The 20,797-nt window shown below is 64.4% G+C and carries 22 protein-coding genes; 10 read left to right on the top strand and 12 right to left on the bottom strand.

Features of this window, described 5'->3' with window-relative positions:
• Positions 1–5: 5 nt before the first annotated feature.
• The 3 genes from KDD17_RS05350 (at position 6) to KDD17_RS05340 (ending at position 2,793) form a co-directional block, all read left to right on the top strand.
• Complete coding sequence (locus KDD17_RS05350) at positions 6–797, top strand: ferritin-like domain-containing protein (protein WP_431358148.1); 792 nt, start codon at positions 6–8, stop codon at positions 795–797.
• Between the two features lie 180 nt (positions 798–977).
• Positions 978–2,294, top strand: a complete 1,317-nt coding sequence (locus KDD17_RS05345) for a M23 family metallopeptidase (protein ID WP_212705619.1) — start codon at positions 978–980, stop codon at positions 2,292–2,294.
• Complete coding sequence (locus KDD17_RS05340; RefSeq protein WP_212705618.1) at positions 2,284–2,793, top strand: bactofilin family protein; 510 nt, start codon at positions 2,284–2,286, stop codon at positions 2,791–2,793. The genes KDD17_RS05345 and KDD17_RS05340 overlap by 11 nt, the downstream gene beginning before the upstream one ends.
• A gap of 182 nt (positions 2,794–2,975) precedes the next feature.
• Here the strand turns inward: KDD17_RS05340 and KDD17_RS05335 are convergent, their stop codons facing one another.
• Positions 2,976–3,530, bottom strand: a complete 555-nt coding sequence (locus KDD17_RS05335; RefSeq protein ID WP_212705617.1) for a peptidylprolyl isomerase — start codon at positions 3,528–3,530, stop codon at positions 2,976–2,978.
• Positions 3,523–4,029, bottom strand: coding sequence for a peptidylprolyl isomerase (locus tag KDD17_RS05330; RefSeq protein ID WP_212705616.1), 507 nt, complete (start codon positions 4,027–4,029; stop codon positions 3,523–3,525). Before KDD17_RS05330 ends, KDD17_RS05335 begins: the two co-directional genes overlap by 8 nt.
• 133 nt (positions 4,030–4,162) lie before the next feature.
• On the opposite strand from KDD17_RS05330, the gene KDD17_RS05325 reads away from it, so the two are divergent.
• The 7 genes from KDD17_RS05325 (at position 4,163) to KDD17_RS05295 (ending at position 12,101) form a co-directional block, all read left to right on the top strand.
• Positions 4,163–5,356: a phosphoglycerate kinase gene (locus tag KDD17_RS05325; protein WP_212705615.1), complete on the top strand. Its 1,194-nt coding sequence runs from the start codon at positions 4,163–4,165 to the stop codon at positions 5,354–5,356.
• 24 nt (positions 5,357–5,380) lie between these two features.
• Positions 5,381–6,937 carry a hypothetical protein gene (locus KDD17_RS05320; protein WP_212705614.1) on the top strand — a complete coding sequence of 519 codons (1,557 nt, stop codon included), beginning with the start codon at positions 5,381–5,383 and terminating at the stop codon, positions 6,935–6,937.
• Between the two features lie 113 nt (positions 6,938–7,050).
• Positions 7,051–7,341 (top strand): FtsB family cell division protein, encoded by a 291-nt coding sequence (locus KDD17_RS05315; protein WP_212705613.1) that lies wholly within the window; start codon positions 7,051–7,053, stop codon positions 7,339–7,341.
• A 129-nt stretch (positions 7,342–7,470) separates the two neighbouring features.
• Positions 7,471–8,487, top strand: a complete 1,017-nt coding sequence (gene pdhA / locus KDD17_RS05310; protein ID WP_212705612.1) for a pyruvate dehydrogenase (acetyl-transferring) E1 component subunit alpha — start codon at positions 7,471–7,473, stop codon at positions 8,485–8,487.
• Positions 8,487–9,860: a pyruvate dehydrogenase complex E1 component subunit beta gene (locus tag KDD17_RS05305; RefSeq protein WP_212705611.1), complete on the top strand. Its 1,374-nt coding sequence runs from the start codon at positions 8,487–8,489 to the stop codon at positions 9,858–9,860. Before pdhA ends, KDD17_RS05305 begins: the two co-directional genes overlap by 1 nt.
• 12 nt (positions 9,861–9,872) lie before the next feature.
• On the top strand, positions 9,873–11,207 hold the full coding sequence (locus KDD17_RS05300) for a pyruvate dehydrogenase complex dihydrolipoamide acetyltransferase (protein ID WP_212705610.1): 1,335 nt from the start codon (positions 9,873–9,875) through the stop codon (positions 11,205–11,207).
• Positions 11,208–11,210: 3 nt separating this feature from the next.
• Positions 11,211–12,101, top strand: coding sequence for an SPFH domain-containing protein (locus KDD17_RS05295; RefSeq protein WP_212705609.1), 891 nt, complete (start codon positions 11,211–11,213; stop codon positions 12,099–12,101).
• Here the strand turns inward: KDD17_RS05295 and cysE are convergent, their stop codons facing one another.
• From cysE to KDD17_RS05250, 10 genes are read right to left on the bottom strand one after another with little or no spacing between them, the layout of a single operon-like run.
• Positions 12,102–12,914 (bottom strand): serine O-acetyltransferase, encoded by an 813-nt coding sequence (cysE, locus tag KDD17_RS05290; RefSeq protein WP_212705608.1) that lies wholly within the window; start codon positions 12,912–12,914, stop codon positions 12,102–12,104.
• 39 nt (positions 12,915–12,953) lie between these two features.
• Positions 12,954–13,244 (bottom strand): DUF7742 family protein, encoded by a 291-nt coding sequence (locus KDD17_RS19320; protein ID WP_489146336.1) that lies wholly within the window; start codon positions 13,242–13,244, stop codon positions 12,954–12,956.
• Positions 13,245–13,261: 17 nt separating this feature from the next.
• A complete protein-coding gene (locus KDD17_RS05285) occupies positions 13,262–17,188 on the bottom strand; it encodes a baseplate multidomain protein megatron (protein ID WP_212705607.1) in 3,927 nt (1,308 codons plus the stop codon).
• A 13-nt stretch (positions 17,189–17,201) separates the two neighbouring features.
• The gene (locus KDD17_RS05280; protein ID WP_212705606.1) at positions 17,202–17,624 is read right to left on the bottom strand and encodes a C40 family peptidase; all 423 of its coding nucleotides are present in this window, start codon (positions 17,622–17,624) and stop codon (positions 17,202–17,204) included.
• The gene (locus tag KDD17_RS05275; RefSeq protein WP_212705605.1) at positions 17,621–18,511 is read right to left on the bottom strand and encodes a DUF2163 domain-containing protein; all 891 of its coding nucleotides are present in this window, start codon (positions 18,509–18,511) and stop codon (positions 17,621–17,623) included. The genes KDD17_RS05280 and KDD17_RS05275 overlap by 4 nt, the downstream gene beginning before the upstream one ends.
• Positions 18,508–19,155, bottom strand: a complete 648-nt coding sequence (locus tag KDD17_RS05270; protein ID WP_212705604.1) for a DUF2460 domain-containing protein — start codon at positions 19,153–19,155, stop codon at positions 18,508–18,510. Before KDD17_RS05270 ends, KDD17_RS05275 begins: the two co-directional genes overlap by 4 nt.
• 12 nt (positions 19,156–19,167) lie before the next feature.
• A complete protein-coding gene (locus tag KDD17_RS05265; protein WP_212705603.1) occupies positions 19,168–19,833 on the bottom strand; it encodes a phage tail tape measure protein in 666 nt (221 codons plus the stop codon).
• Positions 19,820–20,002, bottom strand: a complete 183-nt coding sequence (locus tag KDD17_RS05260; protein WP_254796944.1) for a rcc01693 family protein — start codon at positions 20,000–20,002, stop codon at positions 19,820–19,822. The genes KDD17_RS05265 and KDD17_RS05260 overlap by 14 nt, the downstream gene beginning before the upstream one ends.
• A 26-nt stretch (positions 20,003–20,028) precedes the next feature.
• A complete protein-coding gene (locus KDD17_RS05255) occupies positions 20,029–20,343 on the bottom strand; it encodes a gene transfer agent family protein (protein ID WP_212705601.1) in 315 nt (104 codons plus the stop codon).
• A gap of 2 nt (positions 20,344–20,345) precedes the next feature.
• Positions 20,346–20,774: a phage major tail protein, TP901-1 family gene (locus tag KDD17_RS05250; protein ID WP_212705600.1), complete on the bottom strand. Its 429-nt coding sequence runs from the start codon at positions 20,772–20,774 to the stop codon at positions 20,346–20,348.
• Positions 20,775–20,797: the final 23 nt, after the last annotated feature.

Raw genomic sequence — 20,797 nt, 5'->3', positions numbered from 1 at the left:
CCGAGATGGCCGATGCCGTGCTGCGCACCGCAGATGGGCGCGAAAAGACGGCCCTGTCGCGCGGTTTTGCCGCCCAATGGCGCGCCGCCCGGGCCGAGGGGGCAGAGCCCCGGATCGGCCGGGCCGATCCCCCCCTGCACCCCGCGCGCCCCGCCACGCCCGAGCTTCTGAGCCCGCGTGACGTGCCACGCCGCCGCCCCGGCACGCCCGAGGGCCGCATCGCCCTGCTGCACGCCGTCGCCCACATCGAGCTCAACGCCGTTGATCTGCACTGGGACATCATCGCCCGCTTTGCCCATGTGAAAATGCCCATCGGATACTACGATGACTGGGTGAAGGCCGCGGATGAGGAATCCAAGCATTTCAACCTAATGTGCGACTGTCTTGAAGCGGCAGGCAGCCATTACGGCGCCCTGCCTGCGCACGCCGGCATGTGGCGCGCCGCCGAGGATACGGTGGATGATTTCATGGGTCGGCTTGCCGTCGTCCCCATGGTGCTGGAGGCGCGCGGCCTCGACGTCACTCCCGGCATGATCGAGATTTTCAAGCGCGCCAAGGACACCGGCGCGGTCGACGCGCTCGAGACGATCTACGCCGAGGAGGTGCACCACGTCGCGTACGGCTCAAAATGGTTTCACTTCCTGTGCGGTCGCCACGATCTGGATCCGACGGTGCAATTCCACAGCCTTGTGCGCCAATATTTCCATGGCGCGCTGAAGCCCCCCTTCAACGAAGAGAAGCGTGCCGAAGCTGGAATACCGCCGGATTTCTACTGGCCACTCGCCCAGAACGGGTAAGTTCCCGCCTCCAACCTGCTGCATTCGGCGGATTTCTGCCAGTTTACCCTCAAATTGTGCCGGTCTTGCCCCGCTTTGGTCGCAAGGGTTGCCCCATCTATCCGCGCTGGATATTGCAATACCGTTAACAGCTGCGCGCGGGACACGCGCAGCCGTAGAACAATAAGGGGACGGTAAAACGTGCGAACAAAGCTCGCGATTAAAACTCATGCCTTTCTGGAACGGTATTTCCCGGAACGGCGCGTCTTTCTGAAATCCGACAGCGACACGCGGTTTATCCGTCTGCGTCCGGGCACCCAGCTTCTGGCGGTCGCAGGATCGGCCCTGTTGGTCAGCTGGGCCATCGTCGCCGCCGCAATCATTCTGATGGACAGCATCGGGTCGGGCAACTTCCGCGATCAGGCCAAACGCGATCAGCGCACCTACCAGGCGCGGCTCAACGATCTGTCCGCGCAGCGCGACGCCCGCGCCGAAGAAGCGCTGGCGGCGCAGGAACGCTTCAACGCGGCCCTCGCCCAGATTTCCGTGATGCAGTCCGAACTTCTGAATTCGGAAACGCGCCGCCGCGAGCTCGAAACCGGCATCGACGTGATCCAAAGCACCCTGCGCGACACCATGAAAGACCGCGAAGCGGCCCGCACGCAGCTTGCCAGCCTGACCGAAGAGGGCGGCGCGGAGTTGCAGGTTGCCGCCAATACCGCACCGATGGATTTCCTTGCCGACGCGCTGGCCCGCACCGCGGCGGAGCGCGACAAGATCGAGGCCGACGCGCAGGACGCCCTGCTGGCCGCCGACGAGCTGACCCAGAAGATCGCGCTCATGCAGGAGCAGAACGACACCATCTTCCGCCAGCTCGAAGAGGCGATGACCGTCTCTGTCGCGCCACTGGACCGGATGTTCCGAAACGCGGGCATGCCGACCGACCAGATCCTGCGCACCGTGCGCCGTGGCTATTCCGGTCAGGGCGGCCCGCTGACACCGCTCAGCTTCACCACCCGCGGCGATGAACCCACCGTGGACACGCTGCGCGCAAACCGTCTGCTCAACCAGATGGACAAGCTTAACCTCTACCGCATCGCCGCGTCCAAGGCGCCCTTTGCCAATCCGGTGAAGGATTCGTTCCGCTTCACCTCCAAATTCGGCTTCCGCCGAGATCCCAAAACCGGCGGTCGCCGCATGCACCAGGGCGTCGATTTTGCCGCAGGCCTCGGCACGCCGCTCTATGCCACGGCGGACGGTGTTGTGACCCACGCGGGCTGGGGCTCAGGATATGGTCGTCTGGTCAAGATCCAGCATGAGTTTGGCATCGAAACCCGCTACGCGCACCTGTCGAAAATGCGCGTCAAGGTTGGACAAAGAGTGTCGCGCGGCCAGCGGATCGGTGATATGGGTGCTTCAGGACGGGTCACCGGCGTGCATCTCCATTACGAGGTCCGCGTCGGCGGTAAGGCCGTCAACCCAATGATCTATATCAAGGCAGCAAACGATGTTTTCTAAAAGCAAAATCAACGATCCCGCGCCGGGTGGCGCTGACGGAGCCAAGCCTTCCACGCCGCCCTCCGCTGCACAGGCCTCCCCGTCCCCCGCGCCCAAGCAGTCGGAATTCAAGGCCTCGGCGCCCAAGGCAAAGCCTCCAGCCTCGGTGCTGTCCGCCGATTTGCACGTGACCGGCAACATGAAAACCACCGGTGATATCCAGGTCGAAGGCACGGTCGAAGGCGACATCCGCGCGCATCTGCTGACCATCGGCGAGACCGCGACAATCAAGGGTGAGGTCATCGCGGACGACGTGGTCATCAATGGCCGCATCGTGGGCCGCGTGCGCGGTCTCAAGGTGCGCCTGACCTCCACTGCGCGGGTCGAGGGCGACATCATCCACAAGACCATCGCGATCGAGAGCGGCGCCCATTTCGAAGGCTCCGTGCAGCGTCAGGACGATCCGTTGAACCCCGGCGCCAAATCCGCGCCCGCGCAGAAAGCCAACCCCGCTTCCTGAGCCAGCTTGTTACGACACGATTCAAAACGCCGCCGCGCATCCGCCGGCGGCGTTTTTGCGTGTCCCCTGCCTGCACCCTTTTCCAAATACCTCAATCCCGACCCTGCCGCCCGAACTGCGGCTGCAAAAAAGGCGCCACCGGTCTCCCGGCAGCGCCCCAAACACCACGGCGGAATTCCCCGTCAGTCGATGACGGTCACCTCGCGCATCACGTCCGGTGCGCCGACAACGGCCCCATTCCCGCCGGTGCCGCGCTTGATCGCATCCACCACATCCTGCCCGTCGGTCACGCGGCCGACGACCGTATACTGACCGTTCAGGAACGGCGCCGCGTCGAACATGATGAAGAACTGGCTGTTGGCCGAATCAGGGTTCTGCGCGCGGGCCATGCCCACCACGCCGGTCTCGAAAGGCAGATCCGAGAATTCGGCGCCCAGATCCGGCATATCCGACCCGCCGGTGCCCGCGCGGCGCAGATCGCCGCCCTGGCGCCCGTGCTCGACATCGCCGGTCTGTGCCATGAAGCCGTCGATCACCCGGTGAAACACGACCCCGTCGTATTTCCCGTCGGCGGCCAGCGCGGTGATGCGCGCGACGTGATTTGGCGCGACCTCTTCCAGAAGATCCACCGTGACGGTGCCATTGGCCTCCCCCGCGATCTCGATCTGCAATCCCGTCGCCATCGCAGGCCCCGCGAAGAGCGCCGCAAGAAAGCCGCCAGCTACAAGATCACGCATCTGCGGCCACCTTCACGCTGATCATGCGGTCGGGATTGGCGGGTGGCTCGCCCTTGGCGATGGCGTCCACATGTTCCATCCCCGACACGACCTGACCGTAGACGGTGTATTGCCCGTTCAGGAAATCATTGTCCTTGAAGTTAATGAAGAACTGGCTGTTGGCCGAATTGGGATTGGCCGAGCGCGCGGCCCCCAGGCTGCCGCGCGCGTGCGGCACTTTCGAGAATTCCGCCGGCAGATCGGGCATTTCCGATCCACCCGTGCCCGCCATGCGCGGGTTATAGTCCTTTTCCATGTTCGCGTGCTGCACGTCGCCGGTCTGCGCCATGAAGCCGTCGATCACCCGGTGAAAGGCCACATTGTCATACGCACCCGCCCGGGCGAGCTCTTTCATCCGCGCGCAATGCTCTGGCGCCACATCCGGCAGTAGCTCGATGGTGACAGTCCCGTCCTTGAGCTCCATCAGGATCGTGTTTTCGGGGTCTTTGATATCGGCCATGCCGCACTCCTTTGACTTTCGTTGGCAGATACCTAAGCCGCACGGGCAAGATTGCCAAGCCGGTGCATTGACCTGCCCGGGGATACCGGCAAAACAACGCCCCATAGATACCGTGGACCGGAAGGAACGACAGATGGCTTGGAAATCGCTCGATGAGATGGATCTGGCGGGGCAGCGGGTGCTGTGCCGGGTGGATATCAACGTACCTGTCGAGGACGGGCGCGTTACCGACACGACGCGCATCGACCGGATCGTGCCCACCGTGCAGGATATCCTCGCCAAGGGCGGCAAGCCGATCCTGATCGCCCATTTCGGGCGGCCCAAGGGGCGCGTGGTGCCCGACATGAGCCTGCGTCAGGTTCTGCCCGCGCTTGAGGCGGCCCTCGGTCGCGATGTGCGCCTGATCGAGACGCTGGAGGCCGCCGAGGCCCCAACGGATAAGCACCGCGCCGCCGAGATCCTGCTGCTGGAAAACATCCGCTTTTATCCGGGTGAGGAAGCCAACGACCCCGCCTTTGCCAAACGGCTTGCGGGTCTGGGCGATGTCTATTGCAACGATGCCTTCTCCGCCGCGCACCGCGCGCATGCCTCCACCGAAGGAGTGGCGCATCACCTGCCCGCCTGCGCGGGTCGGTTGATGCAGGCAGAGCTTTCGGCGCTCGAAGCCGCGCTGTCGACGCCGGAGCGCCCTGTCGGCGCGGTGGTGGGCGGTGCCAAGGTCTCGACCAAGATCGCGCTTTTGGAAAACCTCGTCGGCCGCATCGACACGTTGGTGATCGGCGGCGGCATGGCGAATACGTTTCTTGCGGCACAGGGCGCGCAGCTGGGCGCGTCGCTGATGGAGCCTGACTATTTCGACACGGCCCGCGCCATCATGGCCGAAGCCGAGCGCACGGGCTGCACGGTCATCCTGCCTCGCGACGGGCTCGTTGCGCGCGAATTTGCCAAAGGGGCCGCGCATGAGACTGTCGCCCTCACGTCCGACACGATTCTGGACGCGGATCAGATGGTGCTGGATGCGGGTCCGGCGAGTGTGGAGGCGGTGGCCGACGCCTTCGCCGATCTGAAAACACTGATCTGGAACGGCCCCATGGGCGCATTCGAAATCCCGCCCTTCGACACCGCCACCGTCGCCGCCGCGCGCGATGCGGCCAGGCGCACGGGCGCGGGCACGCTCATTTCGGTCGCGGGCGGCGGCGATACGGTCGCAGCGCTCAATCAGGCGGGCGTGGCGGAGGACTTCACCTATATCTCCACCGCCGGCGGCGCCTTTCTGGAGTGGATGGAAGGGAAAACCTTGCCCGGGGTCGCTGCACTGGTAGGCTGAGGTTTTTAACCCCCGGAGATTTTCATGCACCGATTTGCCCTGCCGCTCGCCCTGTCCCTCGCCACGCCTCTGGGCGCACAGCAGGCGGTCGATCCGCCGGGGTTCTGGGATTTCTTCACCGTCGAGCGGTTGGGGCAAGCCGTCGCCAGCCAATTGGTGCTGACCGGGCGCGCCTTTGCCGATCTGCGCTACGACGGGCTGAGCGTCGATCCGATAAGCGGGCAGATCGCCATCACCGGGCTGGATGTGGCGCCCACCCTGCCCGGTCTCGCCCCCGGTGCCTGCACGATCCGCGCGGACCGCGTAAGCGTACGTGGCGCGCCGTTTGACCGGGTCGATGAGCTGCGCGTGTCGGTCACGCTGGCCGGGGCGGTGGTGGATTTCGACTGCCTCCCGCCCGAGGCGCGCCCTGTCGTGGGGATGATGGGCCTGACGGATATTGCCGTGGACCGGCTGGATCTGAGCCTGCTCTACGATCTGCCCTCGGGTGCCATGGACATGCAGATCGAGGCCAGCGTCGACGGGCTGGTCCGTCTGAGTGCGGATGCGCAAGCCGACTACGTCAGCTACCGGATGAATTTGCAGACCGAGGAGCCGGAGCCGTCGGTGCTTTTGCGCCGCGCGCGTGTCCAGATCGAGGATCGCGGGCTTGCTGACAGGGCCCGTCAGATCCTGCCCCCGCAGATGCTGGAGCCGCAGGCCGCCGTGGGCACGGTACAGCAGGCGCTGACGCAAGCCTTTGGACCCGGCCCGCTGAACCCGGCCCAATCGCAGCTGGTCGAGGACGCGGGCGCGGTTGTCGTCGATCTGCTGGAGGGCGGGCGCAGCGTAACGCTGGAGGCCACAATTGATCCCGCGCCCCTGCGGCTTGACGCCGCCGCGCTGGAGGATCCCGGCACATTGATCACCGCCCTTGCCCCGCGGCTGACGGACGTGAGCGCGCGCCTGCGCAGCAGCCTGCCGCGCGATCTGCTGATCGCCGCCGCTGAGGAGCGCCTGGACGACGCCGACCGTCTGCGCGTGGGCCGTGCGCTGATCACCGGGGACGGTGCGCCGCGCAACCTGTCATTGGCGGCAACCACCCTGCTGCCGCTGGCGCAACGCCGCGATCCCGAGGCCGCGCATCTGCTGGCCGAAGGGTTCGCCGATATCGCCCCCGTCCCCGCCTACCGCGACGCGATCACCGCCGTGGCCGCGGGCCGCACGCAGGCGCTGGGTCTATTGGAGCGGCTGGAGGCCGGGCTGCCGCTGGAACAGGTGCTTGAGATCCAATCCGACGCGGCCCCAGCGGCCAGCCGTGATCCGATGCGCTTTTCCACGCTTGCGGACATGCGCACGGCGGCCTTCGCCCACGCCAGCGGGATCGGCGCGCCGCGCAGCTTTGCCAGCGCGTACTTCTGGGCCGCAATGGCGGCGGCGGCGGGCGACAGCGCGGGCGAGGCCCTGCGCGACGAGCTGGACACGCGGATGCGTCTGCGCGGGCTGGGCGACGTCTGGGCCGAGATGACGCAGACCCTCGACGCCGATGTCCTGCGCGGCTGGATCGAGACGGACGTGCCCGCCCGCCTGCAAGCGAACTAGGCAAAAATACCGCACCTGTGCCACGGGGGATTCCCTTTGCGAATCACCTGTGGCATAGTGTTCGCACGGCCCACCAAGAGGCCGTGTTATTGAGCAATCGCAGGCCCCCTTCCATGAGCAAACTCGCCTTTGGTCCGTTGATCTTTTTCGCCATCGCCTTTGCGCTGAGCCTGTATTTCACCTTTGCCGCCGTGCAGGGTGATTTCGGCCTGTTCCGGCGCGCGGAGATTCTCGCCGAGGCCGCCGATCTGCGCGCACAGCTTGAGGCGGCGCGCACGGAAGTGGCGCAGATGGAAAATCTCACCCGCCGCCTGTCCGACAACTACCTGGATCTGGATCTGCTGGACGAGCGTGCGCGCCACGTTCTGGGCATGGTGCGGGCCGACGAAATCGTCATCCGCTGACACTTTTGCCGCGCGATCAATCTGCACGTGTAAGCCTCTCGCCATTCCTTTTCGAATCCTGTATCGTGTAGTTTAACGTTAAACTACTTTGCGCTGCAGCAGGATGCGGCGCCATTCGGGAGGACCTTCATGGCCGCACGCAAGAGCACCGCAAAAAAGCCCAACGTCTCCGCTGAGGAATTAACTGCCTACTACCGCGACATGCTGTTAATCCGGCGGTTCGAGGAGAAGGCGGGCCAGCTTTACGGCATGGGATTGATCGGGGGCTTTTGCCACCTCTACATCGGGCAGGAAGCGGTCGTTGTCGGGCTTGAAGCAACGGCCAAGGAAGGCGACAGCCGCATCACAACCTACCGCGATCACGGGCACATGCTGGCCTGCGGGATGGATCCCAAGGGCGTGATGGCAGAGCTGACGGGCCGCGAGGGGGGATACTCCAAGGGCAAGGGCGGCTCGATGCACATGTTCTCGAAGGAGAAGAAGTTTTACGGCGGCCACGGCATCGTGGGCGCCAACGTGCCGCTGGGGGCGGGGCTTGCCTTTGCCGATAAATACAAGGGCAATGATAACGTCACCTTTACCTACTTTGGCGACGGCGCGGCCAACCAGGGCCAGGTGTACGAGACGTTCAACATGGCCGCCCTTTGGGAGCTGCCGTGCATCTTCGTGATCGAGAACAACCAATACGCCATGGGCACGGCGCAACAACGCTCGACCTCCAGCGCCGAGATCTGGGAGCGCGGCAAGGCGTTCGGCATCCCCGGTGAGGCTGTCGACGGTATGGACGTGCTGGCGGTGAAGGCCGCGGGCGAGACGGCGGTGAAACACTGCCGCGCGGGCAAGGGACCCTACATTCTCGAGATCAAGACCTACCGTTACCGCGGCCATTCGATGTCGGACCCGGCCAAATACCGCACCCGCGAGGAGGTGCAGAAAATGCGCGACGAGCGGGACTGTATCGAGAGCGTGCGCAAGATGCTGCTGACGGGCGATCACGCCACCGAAGAGGATCTGAAGGCCATCGACAAGGAGATCAAGGGCATCGTCAACGAAAGCGCCGAGTTCGCCAAGGAAAGCCCTGAACCCGCGCTCGACGAGCTTTGGACAGATATTTACGCAGACGAAATTCCGCAGGAGGCCGTGTAATGGCGACCGAAATTCTCATGCCCGCCCTCTCGCCCACGATGGAAGAAGGCACGCTGGCCAAATGGCTGGTCAAGGAAGGCGATACCGTCAACTCCGGCGACATCATGGCCGAGATCGAGACCGACAAGGCGACGATGGAATTCGAGGCCGTCGATGAAGGCACGATCGGCAAGATCCTGATCGCGGAAGGCACCGAAGGGGTAAAGGTCAATACGCCCATCGCCGTGCTGCTGGAAGAAGGCGAGAGCGCCGACGACATCGAAAGCGCGAAAGAGGCGCCCGCCTCTGCCCCCGTGCCCGCCGACAAGGAACAATCGTCGGAAACCGCCCCGGCAGCGGCAATGGCGCACCCCGAGCCCGACACCTCCCCCGACTGGCCCGAGGGCACCAAGGTCAAGCAGCAGACCGTGCGCGAGGCGTTGCGCGACGGCATGGCCGAAGAGATGCGCCGCGACGAGGACGTGTTTATCATGGGTGAGGAGGTGGCCGAGTATCAGGGCGCCTATAAGATCACCCAAGGGATGCTGGACGAATTCGGCGCCAAGCGGGTGATCGACACCCCGATCACCGAACACGGCTTTGCCGGCATCGGTGTCGGTGCGGCCTTTGGCGGTCTGAAACCGATCATCGAGTTCATGACCTTCAACTTCGCCATGCAGGCGATTGACCAGATCATCAACTCGGCGGCCAAGACGCTGTATATGTCCGGTGGCCAGATGGGCGCGCCCATGGTGTTCCGTGGCCCCAATGGTGCTGCGGCCCGCGTGGCGGCCCAGCACAGCCAGGATTACGCCGTGTGGTACATGCAGATCCCCGGCCTGAAGGTCGTGATGCCCTATTCGGCGTCCGACTATAAGGGCCTGATGAAAACCGCCATCCGCGACCCCAACCCGGTGGTATTTCTTGAGAACGAGATCCTCTATGGCCGCTCTTTCGACGTGCCGGAGCTGGATGACTATACGGTCCCGTTTGGGAAGGCCCGCATCTGGCGTGAGGGCGAGGATGTGACCATCGTAAGCTTTGGCATCGGGATGACCTACGCGCTGGAGGCGGCGGAAAAGCTGGCCGAGGATGGCATCTCGGCTGAGGTGATCGATCTGCGCACCCTGCGACCCATGGACACAGCGTCGATCATCAAATCGGTGAAGAAAACCAACCGTCTCGTCACGGTCGAGGAAGGCTGGCCCCAGCCTTCCGTTGGCAGCTATATCGGCGCCACGATCATGCAGGAGGCGTTTGATTACCTCGACGCGCCGGTCATCAACTGCACCGGCAAGGACGTGCCGATGCCCTACGCCGCGAACCTCGAAAAACACGCGCTGGTCACCACCGATGAGGTGATCGAGGCCGTGCGCAAAGTCACCTACCGGTAAGGAGCGGATACGATGCCCATAGAAATCCTCATGCCCGCGCTGTCTCCGACGATGGAGGAAGGCACCCTTGCCAAATGGCTGGTCAAGGAAGGCGATACCGTCTCCTCCGGCGATGTGATGTGCGAGATTGAAACCGACAAGGCCACGATGGAGTTCGAGGCCGTCGACGAAGGCACGATTGGCAAGATCCTCGTGGCCGAGGGCTCCGAAGGGGTGAAGGTCAACGCGCCGATTGCCGTGCTGCTGGAAGACGGCGAGTCTACGGACGACATCGGCGACGTATCGTCAGAGCCGAAGGCGGAGGCGTCCTCAAACGCCGCGCCCGCAGAGGCGTCAGCGCAGACCGCCCCCGCGCAGGGCCACGGCCGTGGTGAGGGGCCATCCCCCTCTGACACAGGATCCGCGCCGAAATCGGGCGATGGGGAGCGAATCTTTGCCTCCCCCCTCGCCCGGCGCATCGCCGCTGACAAAGGGCTCGATCTGAGCGCCATCAAGGGCTCCGGCCCGCGCGGGCGGATCGTGAAGGCGGATGTCGAAAACCTCGACAAGACCGACGCGCCGGCTCCCAAGGCCGAAGCCGCCGCCACAGCCCCGGCCGCCGCAGCCGCCCCCAGCGGCCCGTCCGCCGACGCAATCGCCAAGATGTACGAGGGGCGCGATTACGAGGAGGTCAAGCTCGACGGGATGCGCAAAACCATTGCCACGCGTCTCACCGAGGCCAAGCAGACCGTGCCGCATTTCTACCTGCGCCGCGACATCCACCTCGACGCGCTGCTGGCATTCCGGGCGGATCTGAACAAACAGCTTGAGCCGCGTGGCGTGAAGCTGTCGGTCAATGATTTCATCATCAAGGCCTGCGCGCTGGCGCTGCAACAGGTGCCCGACGCCAATGCCGTCTGGGCCGGTGACAAGGTGCTGAAACTCACCCCGTCCGACGTGGCCGTCGCGGTCGCCATCGAGGGCGGCCTGTTCACCCCCGTGCTGCAGGACGCCGACACGAAGTCGCTCTCTACACTCAGCGCGCAGATGAAAGACCTCGCCACCCGCGCCCGCGACCGCAAGCTGGCACCGCACGAATATCAGGGCGGCAGCTTTGCCATCTCGAATCTCGGGATGTTCGGGATCGATAATTTCGACGCGGTCATCAATCCGCCGCACGGCGCGATCCTTGCCGTGGGTGCGGGGGTCAAGAAACCCGTTGTCGGCAAGGACGGGGAACTGGCCGTCGCCACCGTGATGTCCGTGACACTATCGGTGGACCACCGGGTCATCGACGGTGCACTTGGTGCAGAGCTGCTCGGCGCGATCAAGGACAACTTGGAAGCGCCCATGACGATGCTGGCATAGCGGATGTTTGATACCTTCGCGATCCCGTTTGTCATCCTCGCTGCGGTCCTGCTGGTTGCCGTGCTTGCGACCTGTATCGTGATTACACGCCAGCAGCACGTCCGCTTCATCGAGACGTTCGGCCGTTTTTCCTCGACCCGGCAGGCTGGGCTATCGCTCAAGCTGCCCTGGCCTATCCAGATCGCGACGTCAAATTTTTCGATGAAGATACAGGAGCTTGCAGAAGATATCACCGTCAAGTCGAGTGATAACGCCTTTGTGGTCGTCCCGATCAGGGTACAATACGCCGTGACACCCGAACGCGCGAATGCCGCCTTCTACCGGCTTGAGAACGCCGAGCGGCAGGTCGCCTCCTACGTCGTCAATCAGGTACGTTCAACCGCGGCTGAGATGAGTTTTGAAGAGTTGTTCCGCGCCAAGAGCCGGTTTGAAGAGGATGTGGCCGAAACCCTGACCGAACGGCTCAGCGATTACGGTTATGTTATCGAGAACGTCTTGGTCGACGATCCGCAGCCTTCAGCCGACCTGAAAACCGCCTTCGACCGGGTTCTCGCCTCCAAGCGTCTGCGCGAAGCCGCGCAGAACGAGGGTGAGGCAGTGCGGATCAAGGCGGTGCTGGAGGCGGAAGCCTCGAAGGAGGCGATGATCCTCAAGGCAGAAGGGTACGCGCGTTTTCGGGAGATCATCGCGGAAGGAAATGCCAAAGCCCTGTCGGATTTTGTGGGCAATACAGGCATCGCGCCACAAGCGGTTTTGGATTTCTTTGCTCAGACCAACACGATGGAAGCGTTGCGGGATGCCGCAGACAGCGGCGGCAAAACCGTTCTTGTCACAGGCGACACACCACAGTCACTGCATGGCCTCTTCGCCAAGGACGCAGAGCACGGCAGCTGATCACTCTTCCCAGGGGCCCAGCATGTGGTTCATGGAAATCGACGGCTGATCGCAACCCGCTTCACCGACGATTCGGGCAGGGATCCCCGCGACGGTTTTGCAGGCGGGCACAGCTTCCAACACGACCGAGCCGGCGGCGATGCGGCTGCAATGACCGATGGTGATGTTGCCCAGCACCTTGGCCCCTGCCCCGATCAACACGCCATCGCCGATCTTGGGGTGGCGATCTTCCTCCTCCTTACCGGTCCCGCCAAGCGTCACCGAATGCAGCATCGAGACATTGTCGCCCACCACGGCCGTCTCGCCGATCACGATGGAATGGGCATGGTCGATCATGATCCCCTTGCCCAGCTTGGCTGCCGGATGAATATCCACACCAAAGATCTCGGACACCCGCATCTGAAAGAAATAGGCCAGATCGCGTTTGCCCTGCATCCACAGGTGATGGCCGACGCGGTACGCCTGCACCGCCTGAAACCCTTTGAAATACAGAATCGGCTGGAGGAGCCGGTGGCAGGCGGGATCACGCTCGAATATCGCGACCAGATCGGCGCGGGCGGCCTCCACAAGGCCAGGGTCTTCCAGATAGGCCTGTTCGACCACCTCACGCACCACCATCATCGACATCTCGTTTGACGACAGTTTCGCCGCAACGCGGTAGGACAGCGCCTTTTCGATGGTCGGGTGATGCAGGATCGTGGCGTGCACAAAGCCGCCAATCAGCGGCTCATCCGTGACCGCCTGCTGCGCGTCGCGCTTGATCTGGTCCCAGACCGGGTCAACGCTGGCAAGTTTGCTGTGGGGGTGTGCCATGGGCGGCTCCTGTACCGTGTGTCCGCATCATTTAACATCTCAGCTGCGAAGGCAAACCCCTGCCCTCTTCCTGCGCGGGAATGTGATGTGATCGCGCCGTAGCAGACACGCCACAACCGTTCGGTATCCCGCCAGTAGCGCCGCGCCGCGTGGCGGCACGGCGGGGGCCTGTGCCAATGCCGCCGACCGCAGACTGCCATCCCCCCATACCGGGTGACGCTTACGCAGACGCTTGACGTATTTGTCGGCCACATGCGCCCGCCAGCACAGCTGTGCCGCTACGGTGGGCGCACCGGTGCCCACCGCACAAGCCGCGTGATACAGATCCATCACCCCAACCCGTCGCATCACGCCCCCACGGTGATCCGTGCGGCCATGCCTGGCCCGTAGGTCGACGAAATCTGCGCCACCTCGATGTCGAAAGGCGCGACTGCCCCGTCGCCCGCCTGCGCCGAGGCGCTGTAGGAAAAGGCAGGGGCGCTCAGGATTTCCTCGCGCAGGACAGCACCGTCCTTTCGCACCCGCATCAGGTAGCTCTCGCTTTCCTCCCCCAGGGGCACCTCGGGCGCTTCCCATGGATCGCCATCCACCCGCGTGCGCCGGATCCAGCTTATATCAAGATCATCGGCTCCGCTGGCGCGCAGATGCGCTGGGGCGTAGGGTCTCAGCCCGTTCCCGTCAAAGGCGCGCACAAGCTCGCGGAACGAGTTGTCCTCGATCGGGCGCCGGGCCGGGCCGATACGGTAAGTCTGCGCGACGCCGCGCAAGTTACGCTCAAGCGCGATCTGCTGGGGAACCCCGTTCAGCAGAACAAATTTGCTCCCCTCGGGCCAGACATCCGGCATCAAACCGTCGCTCCCCGCCTGACCCCGCAGACGCGTGCGCAGCAGATAGGTGTTCTGCGCGATCAACTCCACGTCCTGAAACTGAATCAACTCCCAATTTCCCGGCGATCCATCCCCCACGGCAGCCAGATTGGCACCGCTGAGCAACGCCGGGCGGCTGACCGATTCGAGCCGCCCGCTCACAAGCTTGACCTCAAGCGCCGCGCCCCGGTCGATCCGCCCCGGATGCGCCCGCAAAAGCGCCGTGCGCGTGGTACCGACAGTCGCGCGGATCGGAAGCAGGGTATCGAGAGCAAAATTCGCGCCCGTCGGACTGGAATAAAGTGCGACGCTCCCCGGCCATGGATTGGCGCTGGCCGCAATATAGGGCGCATAGGGGATCTCATCGCCCCGGATAAGCGGCAGATCCATGAACAGCGAGGACACCGGAACGGGCGCCACGAACGCCTGTATCGACGCGGCCTCTTCCGAAAGCGGCGCAGGATCGTAGAGCTCTGGGTCGATCCGCACGGCCTCGATCTGCTGGAATTCAGCCTGATCCACCCGGTCCACCCGATAAAGCGCGGCGCCCTCGGCCTGATCGCCGGGGAGCGAGACCACATCCCCCGCCCGCACCGCCATCCGCGACGGCGGCAACGCAAATTGCACTGTCTCCCGCGCAATCCGCGCCTCGTTCAGGAATCGCTCCGCCACTTGCCGTCCTTCGGCGCGCGTCAGTGTCATCGAAAATTCGGTCGATGACACTGCATGCGTGCGCGCGTCGTTCAGCACCGCCTCCTCGCTGATGACCTCAAAATTGCCGTCCGCCTGGATGAAGCGTACGCGCACCCGACCGGACAGCTCTGCCTCCGCCTCGCGCCCCTGAACAAGCGTGCCGTCCAGCGCGCGGCTGACGGCAAATCCGGTCGGATCCAGGTCCGTCGCCCGCAGCCCATCGCGCATGCGGAAACACAGAACCCCGTCGCGCTCGATCGCGTCAAAACCAAAGCGGATCATCAGTGGCTGCAATGCGCTACGCGCCTCGCTGACCGCGCTGATACCGTAGCCGCGCACGATCCCGTAAAGACCGCTGGTATCAAAGGCCAACACACCCGACCGGCGGCAAATCTCGCCCACGACGGAAGCAAGGCTGCGATTGGACGTACGCCCGTTGAGCCAATGACCCCGCGCGTAGTTTGCCCCGTCGCTCCACAGATCGCGGTTGCCGGGAAAAAACGGATAGGGCCGCACATCCCACGCCCAGACAAAGGCGCGGCGCATGTCGATCATGGGCCCGTCGTATTCGATCCCTTGGGGGTTATTCTCGGGCTGGGCCCAATAATCGATCATCGCCCGCAGGTACTGCATCTGAATGAGATCATCGCGCGCGCCATCCGAATAGCGCGGCAGGCTGCTTTCTGAAGACTTTGGATCGAGGAACTTGTTGGGCTGGTTGGTGCCCTTGTCGATCGCCGCACAGCCGTATTCGGTGAACCAGAACGGCTTGAGCCCCGGCAACCAGCCTGTGGGGTCGTTCACCTTCACCCCGTCAATGCGGTTGAAATGCAGGTTTTCCCACCAGCCGCGGAAATCCTTGTAGCGGAACGTCCAGGGCTCATCGTACGCGCCATCGGTGATCGGCGTGCGGCGCTGAAAATCACGCTCCTCCTGCGAGCCGTAGAACCAGTCATAGCCCTCGCCACCCTCGATATTGGATTGCAGATAGGCCATGTCATAGATCGTCTCGAAGGACTGCGCGTCGAGGTGATCGATCCCTTCGCGCCAGTCCGACAACGGCATGTAATTATCCACACCGATGAAGTCGATCTGCGGATCGGCCCAGAGCGGATCGAGGTGAAAGAACACATCCCCCGTCCCGTCCTGCGGGGTATAGCCAAAATACTCCGACCAATCGGCGGCATAGCTGATCTTGGTCTGTGCGCCCAGAAGGCTGCGCGCCTCCGCTGCCAGCGCCCTCAGGGCATCGACCGCGGGAAAGCTGTCGCGGCTTGACCGCACCTGCGTCAGCCCGCGCATCTCTGAGCTGATGCAGAACGCCTCGACCCCACCCGCCGCGGCGCAGAGGGCGGCATAGTGAAGGATGAATCGCGTCAGGCTCCATTCGTCGGGGCCTGTGTAAGAGACCTCGCCGTCCAAGACGGTGAAATCCGCTGCCGTGACGGTGCCAAAGAACGCACCGACCTGCGCCGTTGCGGCAACCGTCCCGTCAGAGCTCCCTTCCTGCCCCGGTGCCGCATCCAGCGTGATCCGCCCGCGCCACGGCAACGCCGGTTGGCCGGTCTGACCGGTGTAAGGGTTTGGCAATTCGTTGCTTTCATCCTGATCCATGAGGATGAAGGGATAAAACATGACCTCTTTGCCCGCGGTGCGCATGGCCCGAATGGCCTCGATCACGGCCTGGTCAGCCGGTGTGCCCCCATAAATCGGGCGATCATCAGCTCCCTTCGCGATCACCTGCGCCTCATCGCGCCGCAGGCCCGAGACAATCCACGGCATCTCTTCGCCATCGATGTCCGGGTCCTCCACCTTGGGTCGCAGATCACAGTGCTCCATGCGCAGATCAGAGCCAAACCACGACACCACCAGCGATGCTGACCGAAGGGCCGGCACTTCGTCGGTCAGCGCCTCGAAAGATGTCGTGAAATCGGGCTTGCCGGAGGGGCTGTTGATATTGGCGCTCCAGCGCGCCTCATCCGGCCCTTCGTAGCTGACCGGCGTGGTGGCCAGCGAATACTCCCCCGTGCCCGGGATCAGCGCGACGCCTTGCACGCCGTAGGGCAAGGCGTGGCTTGCGCCCGGCGCGCCGGACTGCTCCGGGCGCACAACCTCGAACGAGAATTGCGGCACGCGATTGCCAAAGGCCTGCAGGCCCAGCGCCTCGATCACCACATAGGCCGTGCCGCGATAGGCCGGCACCTGCCCGGGCCCCTCGATCGCCTCCATCAACGGGTCGGGCTGCTGATGGGCAGACCCGGTATACACCGTGAGGTTCAAATCATCGGGCGCAATCTCCTCCCCGTCGGCCCAGATACGGCCCACGCGCGAGATCTCCCCCGTGCCCAGCGCGATAGCCAGATTGACGCTATAGCTGTACTCTGTCGTCTTGGGCCGCGATGGCCGCCCCTTGCCGCCGCCGCTCACGCTGGCGGTCTCCTCAAAATCCGAGGCCCAGATCACTTGACCGCCCACACGCATGCGCCCGAACAGCTGCGGGATCGGATCGCCCTCTCCTGCACTGCTGAGGCGGAAACGGTCGACCTTGCCGGTCTCGACTGCCTGCGCACCGGTCCCGAGGATCTTCTGGTCCACCACCCGGCCCAGCGTCGCCCCAACTGCACGCCCGATTGCCACCGACGACAATCCCGCCAGCGTGCCCCCGACGGAGCCACCAATCGCGGCGCCCGCCGCGGAGAATAGTATCGTTGCCATCGGTCAGTCTCCTTCAGGGAAAGTCAAATGTCGCCACGATCCGGCGGCGCCAGGGGGCACTCAGCGGGCTTTCAACCACGCCGTGGCCCGAATAGGCGTGCACGAAGGCAGGCGCATCGCCCTCCGCGGTCATCACGCCAAGATGTTTGGCCACCGATCCCGCGCGCATCCGAAACAGCAGCACGCAGCCCGGTGCGGGTGTCGCGACAGGCGCCAGATGGCGCAGCGCGGCGCGCCACAACCGTTCTTCGCCCTCGGGCTCAGACCAATCCATCGAATAGGCAGGCACGGCCTCGGGTTCATGGCCGTAGACCTCGCGCCAGATCCCGCGCACGACACCCAGACAGTCGCTGCCCGCCCCGCGCGTCGCCGCCTGGTGCACATAAGGTGTGCCGATCCAGCCGCGGGCCGCCGCCACAATGGCCGCCCGGCTCATCTGAGCGACCCGCCCGTGTTGGCCTTTGACGAGGTCGGCACCGCCAGCAGCCAATCCTCACCCGGCAGATCCGGAAAGCCCTGAAAGTTGTCGAAGTTGTTGAACTTCAACCGGCAGCTCTCCTTGCGCTTGTCACAGCCCGCGACCAGACGCACCTGCGTGCCCGGCGTGATCCCCCCGCGCATCGGCTCCCACAGCTCGATCACCCGCGCGCCATCCTCAATGGTGTCGGTCTTGATCTCCCCCCAAAGCCCGGCGGCGGAGCCTTCCATTACCTCCAGCCTGCCGCGCAGGAACCACTCGAAATCGAACGAGGGGAAATCCTTCCAGACAAACCGCCGGGCATCGCGCACCTCGGCCACGGGCAGATCGGTGAAATATCCCTCACGGCTCAGATCGAAACGGCAATCACCATCGCCCAGCACCGCCGTGCAGGGTTTTTGATAGCTGCGGCCCAGCGGGCGGTTCAACTCTTCGGTCAGGCCCCGCAACTCGGCGCGAAAGCCCCCCTGCGCGCGCGTCAGCTCCCCGATCGTGCCACGAAAGTTCAGCCAGTGTTGCGCGGGGTCCGCCCAGTTGACCAGCCAGCCGAGCACCTCGGCACGGTCAAACCGCCCCTGCTCGATCTCGTCCTCGCGCAGGCTTGCGTCCGACAGCGCGCCCAGCGCCTCGGTGTTGTCCACCGACAGGCCCGTGGTCTGCTGCAACGCCAGCGCGCTCATGCCGGTATCGGCGCGAAAGGTGATGCCCGCAAATATCAGTTCACGGTCGTGATCGGTAAAGGCAAAGACCTGCCCGTCGGTGCGCGTGATCGCCCAGGCATGACAAACGGTCGTCACCCCGCGCGCAAGATGCGCCTCAAAGGCGGGATCAAAGGGCGCGCTCATACCCGCACCTCGCGGACCGGAATATCCGGCACTTGCCCCGCCTGAAAGCTCGCGATGTTGGTCAGCAGGCTGTCGCTGTCAAACCGCACGGGTACATCGAATTCATACCCGGCATAGACTCGGGTATCGGGATCGGGTGCGTGCACAAACGTCAGTACACCGGTGGTCGCGTCGACCTCATAGTCGATGCTCTCGCGCAGCTCGTCCTGTTCAACCGCGACAACGACCGACCCCGCAACCGGCTTGGTGATCGGCCTCGCATAGCTGTGATCGCCCGAGCGGTAGGTCTTGATCAGCTGAAACGCCACCTGCACGCCGTCGCCCGTCGCGATCTGCTGATCCTCATAGGTGATCCCGGCCGACGGCACGCCGGATTTGTAATCCGACCAATCCTTCCACCGAAACCCGAACATCTGCCCGTAACGCGCCTCGTAGAACGCAATCACTCGTTCGATATCGTCGAGCGAGCGCATTCCCAGCCCCGCGTCATACATCCTGCGCGAATGGGCCCAGGGCGTGTTGCGCTCCTCATAGCCGTTGGCCAGCGTCACGACGTCCACCCGCCGCTGGGGCCCGCCCACCGCGCCAAAGCTCAGGTCGGCAGGAAACTGCACCTCGTGGAAATTTGTCTCGGAAATATTCATGCGCCCGGCTCCCTATCTGATCTTTTGCGCAGCGCCCAAGGCGCGCGTCATCTGTGCCGCGATCTGCCCGCGCGAGCGTTGGAAGGACGCGGCATCGGGCGTCGTGATGTTCATCACGACCGTCGGCGCGCCACCGCCCCCGCCCTGAGCGCGCACGCCCAGCTTGCCGTCGGGGCCACGCGACAGCGGCATGATCGCCTCCGGTCCCGCCTCGCCCATCACGCCAAGGCCCCCGCGCATCCCGAAATGCGTCGCCTGATCCACCACGCCGCCGCTGGCAAAGGGCATCACCTTGCCCTGGCTGAAGGGCGCACCGTTGGCAAAGGGCAGGATGCCACTCACGAGCCCGTTCACCCCCTGCGAGATCAGCCCGCCAAAGTGATCCGTCACCGGCTTGATCGCCGCGTTGTAGGCCGTGCGCGACAGGGTCTGCGCCACGGTGCTCAGCGCATCCGACAGCTTCATCCCGTCAAAGACGACGCCATCGAACGCCTTGCGCAGCCCACGGCTCAGCCCTTTCTCCAGCGTCGCGACATCCTTGCCCGTCGCCGCCAGCGAGGTCCGCATGCGCCGCAGCTCACTGTCAAAACCGGAGACCAGAACACTGGTCTGGCCAAGGGTCTGGTTCAGGGCCTGCGTGTCGTCGTGCAGATCGTCAAAACTGTCATCGTCTCGCATCTTCATCCTCCTTCAGAGTGTCGGGATAGGCAGCCATCAACGCCTCAAGCCCGTCGCGCAGCAGCGGCTTGGCCCCCGCTGTCGCCCCCAGCATCATTTGCAGCTCCGCGGGCGTAAGGCTCCAGAACGCCTCCGGGCTCAACCGCAGACCGTGCAGCCCCGCCCGCATCAAGGCGGGCCAGTCGAACCGCGCGCTCACGGGGCGGTCACAAACGCCCGCGCCAGCAATTCGGCGGCGGCACGGGCGGCTGCCATCGGACCGCCCGCCACCTCGGCCTGCGCCAACGTCTCTGGGTCCATCATCGTCCCCCCGCCACGCAGACCCGCGTGCAGCAGCGCCAGCACGTCGCGCGCGCTAAACGCATGGCCCTCAAACCGCTCCACCAGCGCCATTAGCGACCCTTCGCCCAGCTCGTCCTCAAGCTCGGCCAGCGCACCCAGCGTCAGGCGCATCCGGTACGCCTGACCGTCGAGCGTGATCGCCACCTCTCCCCTCCACCGATTGGTCATGCTCAGATGACCGGATCAACGTCTGCGATGAATTGCAGCTCACCGGCCGAGGCGAGGCTGATCTCATAGGTCGCCTCCCCGTTCAGCTGGCCTGCGTATTCCAGCGCCGTCACCTGAAACGGCCCCTCGACCACGCCAAAACCGGGGATCACCACCTGAAAATCCGGTGTCAGCCCGTCGAACAGCAGCTGGCGCGCCCGCTCATCGGTCGCGGCATCGCGAAACACCCCCGACCCGCTGATCGCGGCGGAGCGTACACCGGCGCCGCCCAGCAGCTCACGCCACCCGCCCGAGCTGTCCAGCGCGGTGACATCCACCGCCTCCGCGTTAAAGCTGATGCGCGTCGCGCGCAGCCCCGCCAGTGTTTCGAAATTCCCGTCGGTGGTCATGTCCACCTTGACCAAAAGGTCTTTACCTGCCTGAACAGCCATGTGCCGTACTCCTTGGATGTGCC

The organism is Sulfitobacter albidus (genome assembly GCF_018200035.1).
Taxonomy (GTDB): domain Bacteria; phylum Pseudomonadota; class Alphaproteobacteria; order Rhodobacterales; family Rhodobacteraceae; genus Sulfitobacter; species Sulfitobacter albidus.
This window is presented reverse-complemented; position numbering and strand designations above follow the sequence as displayed.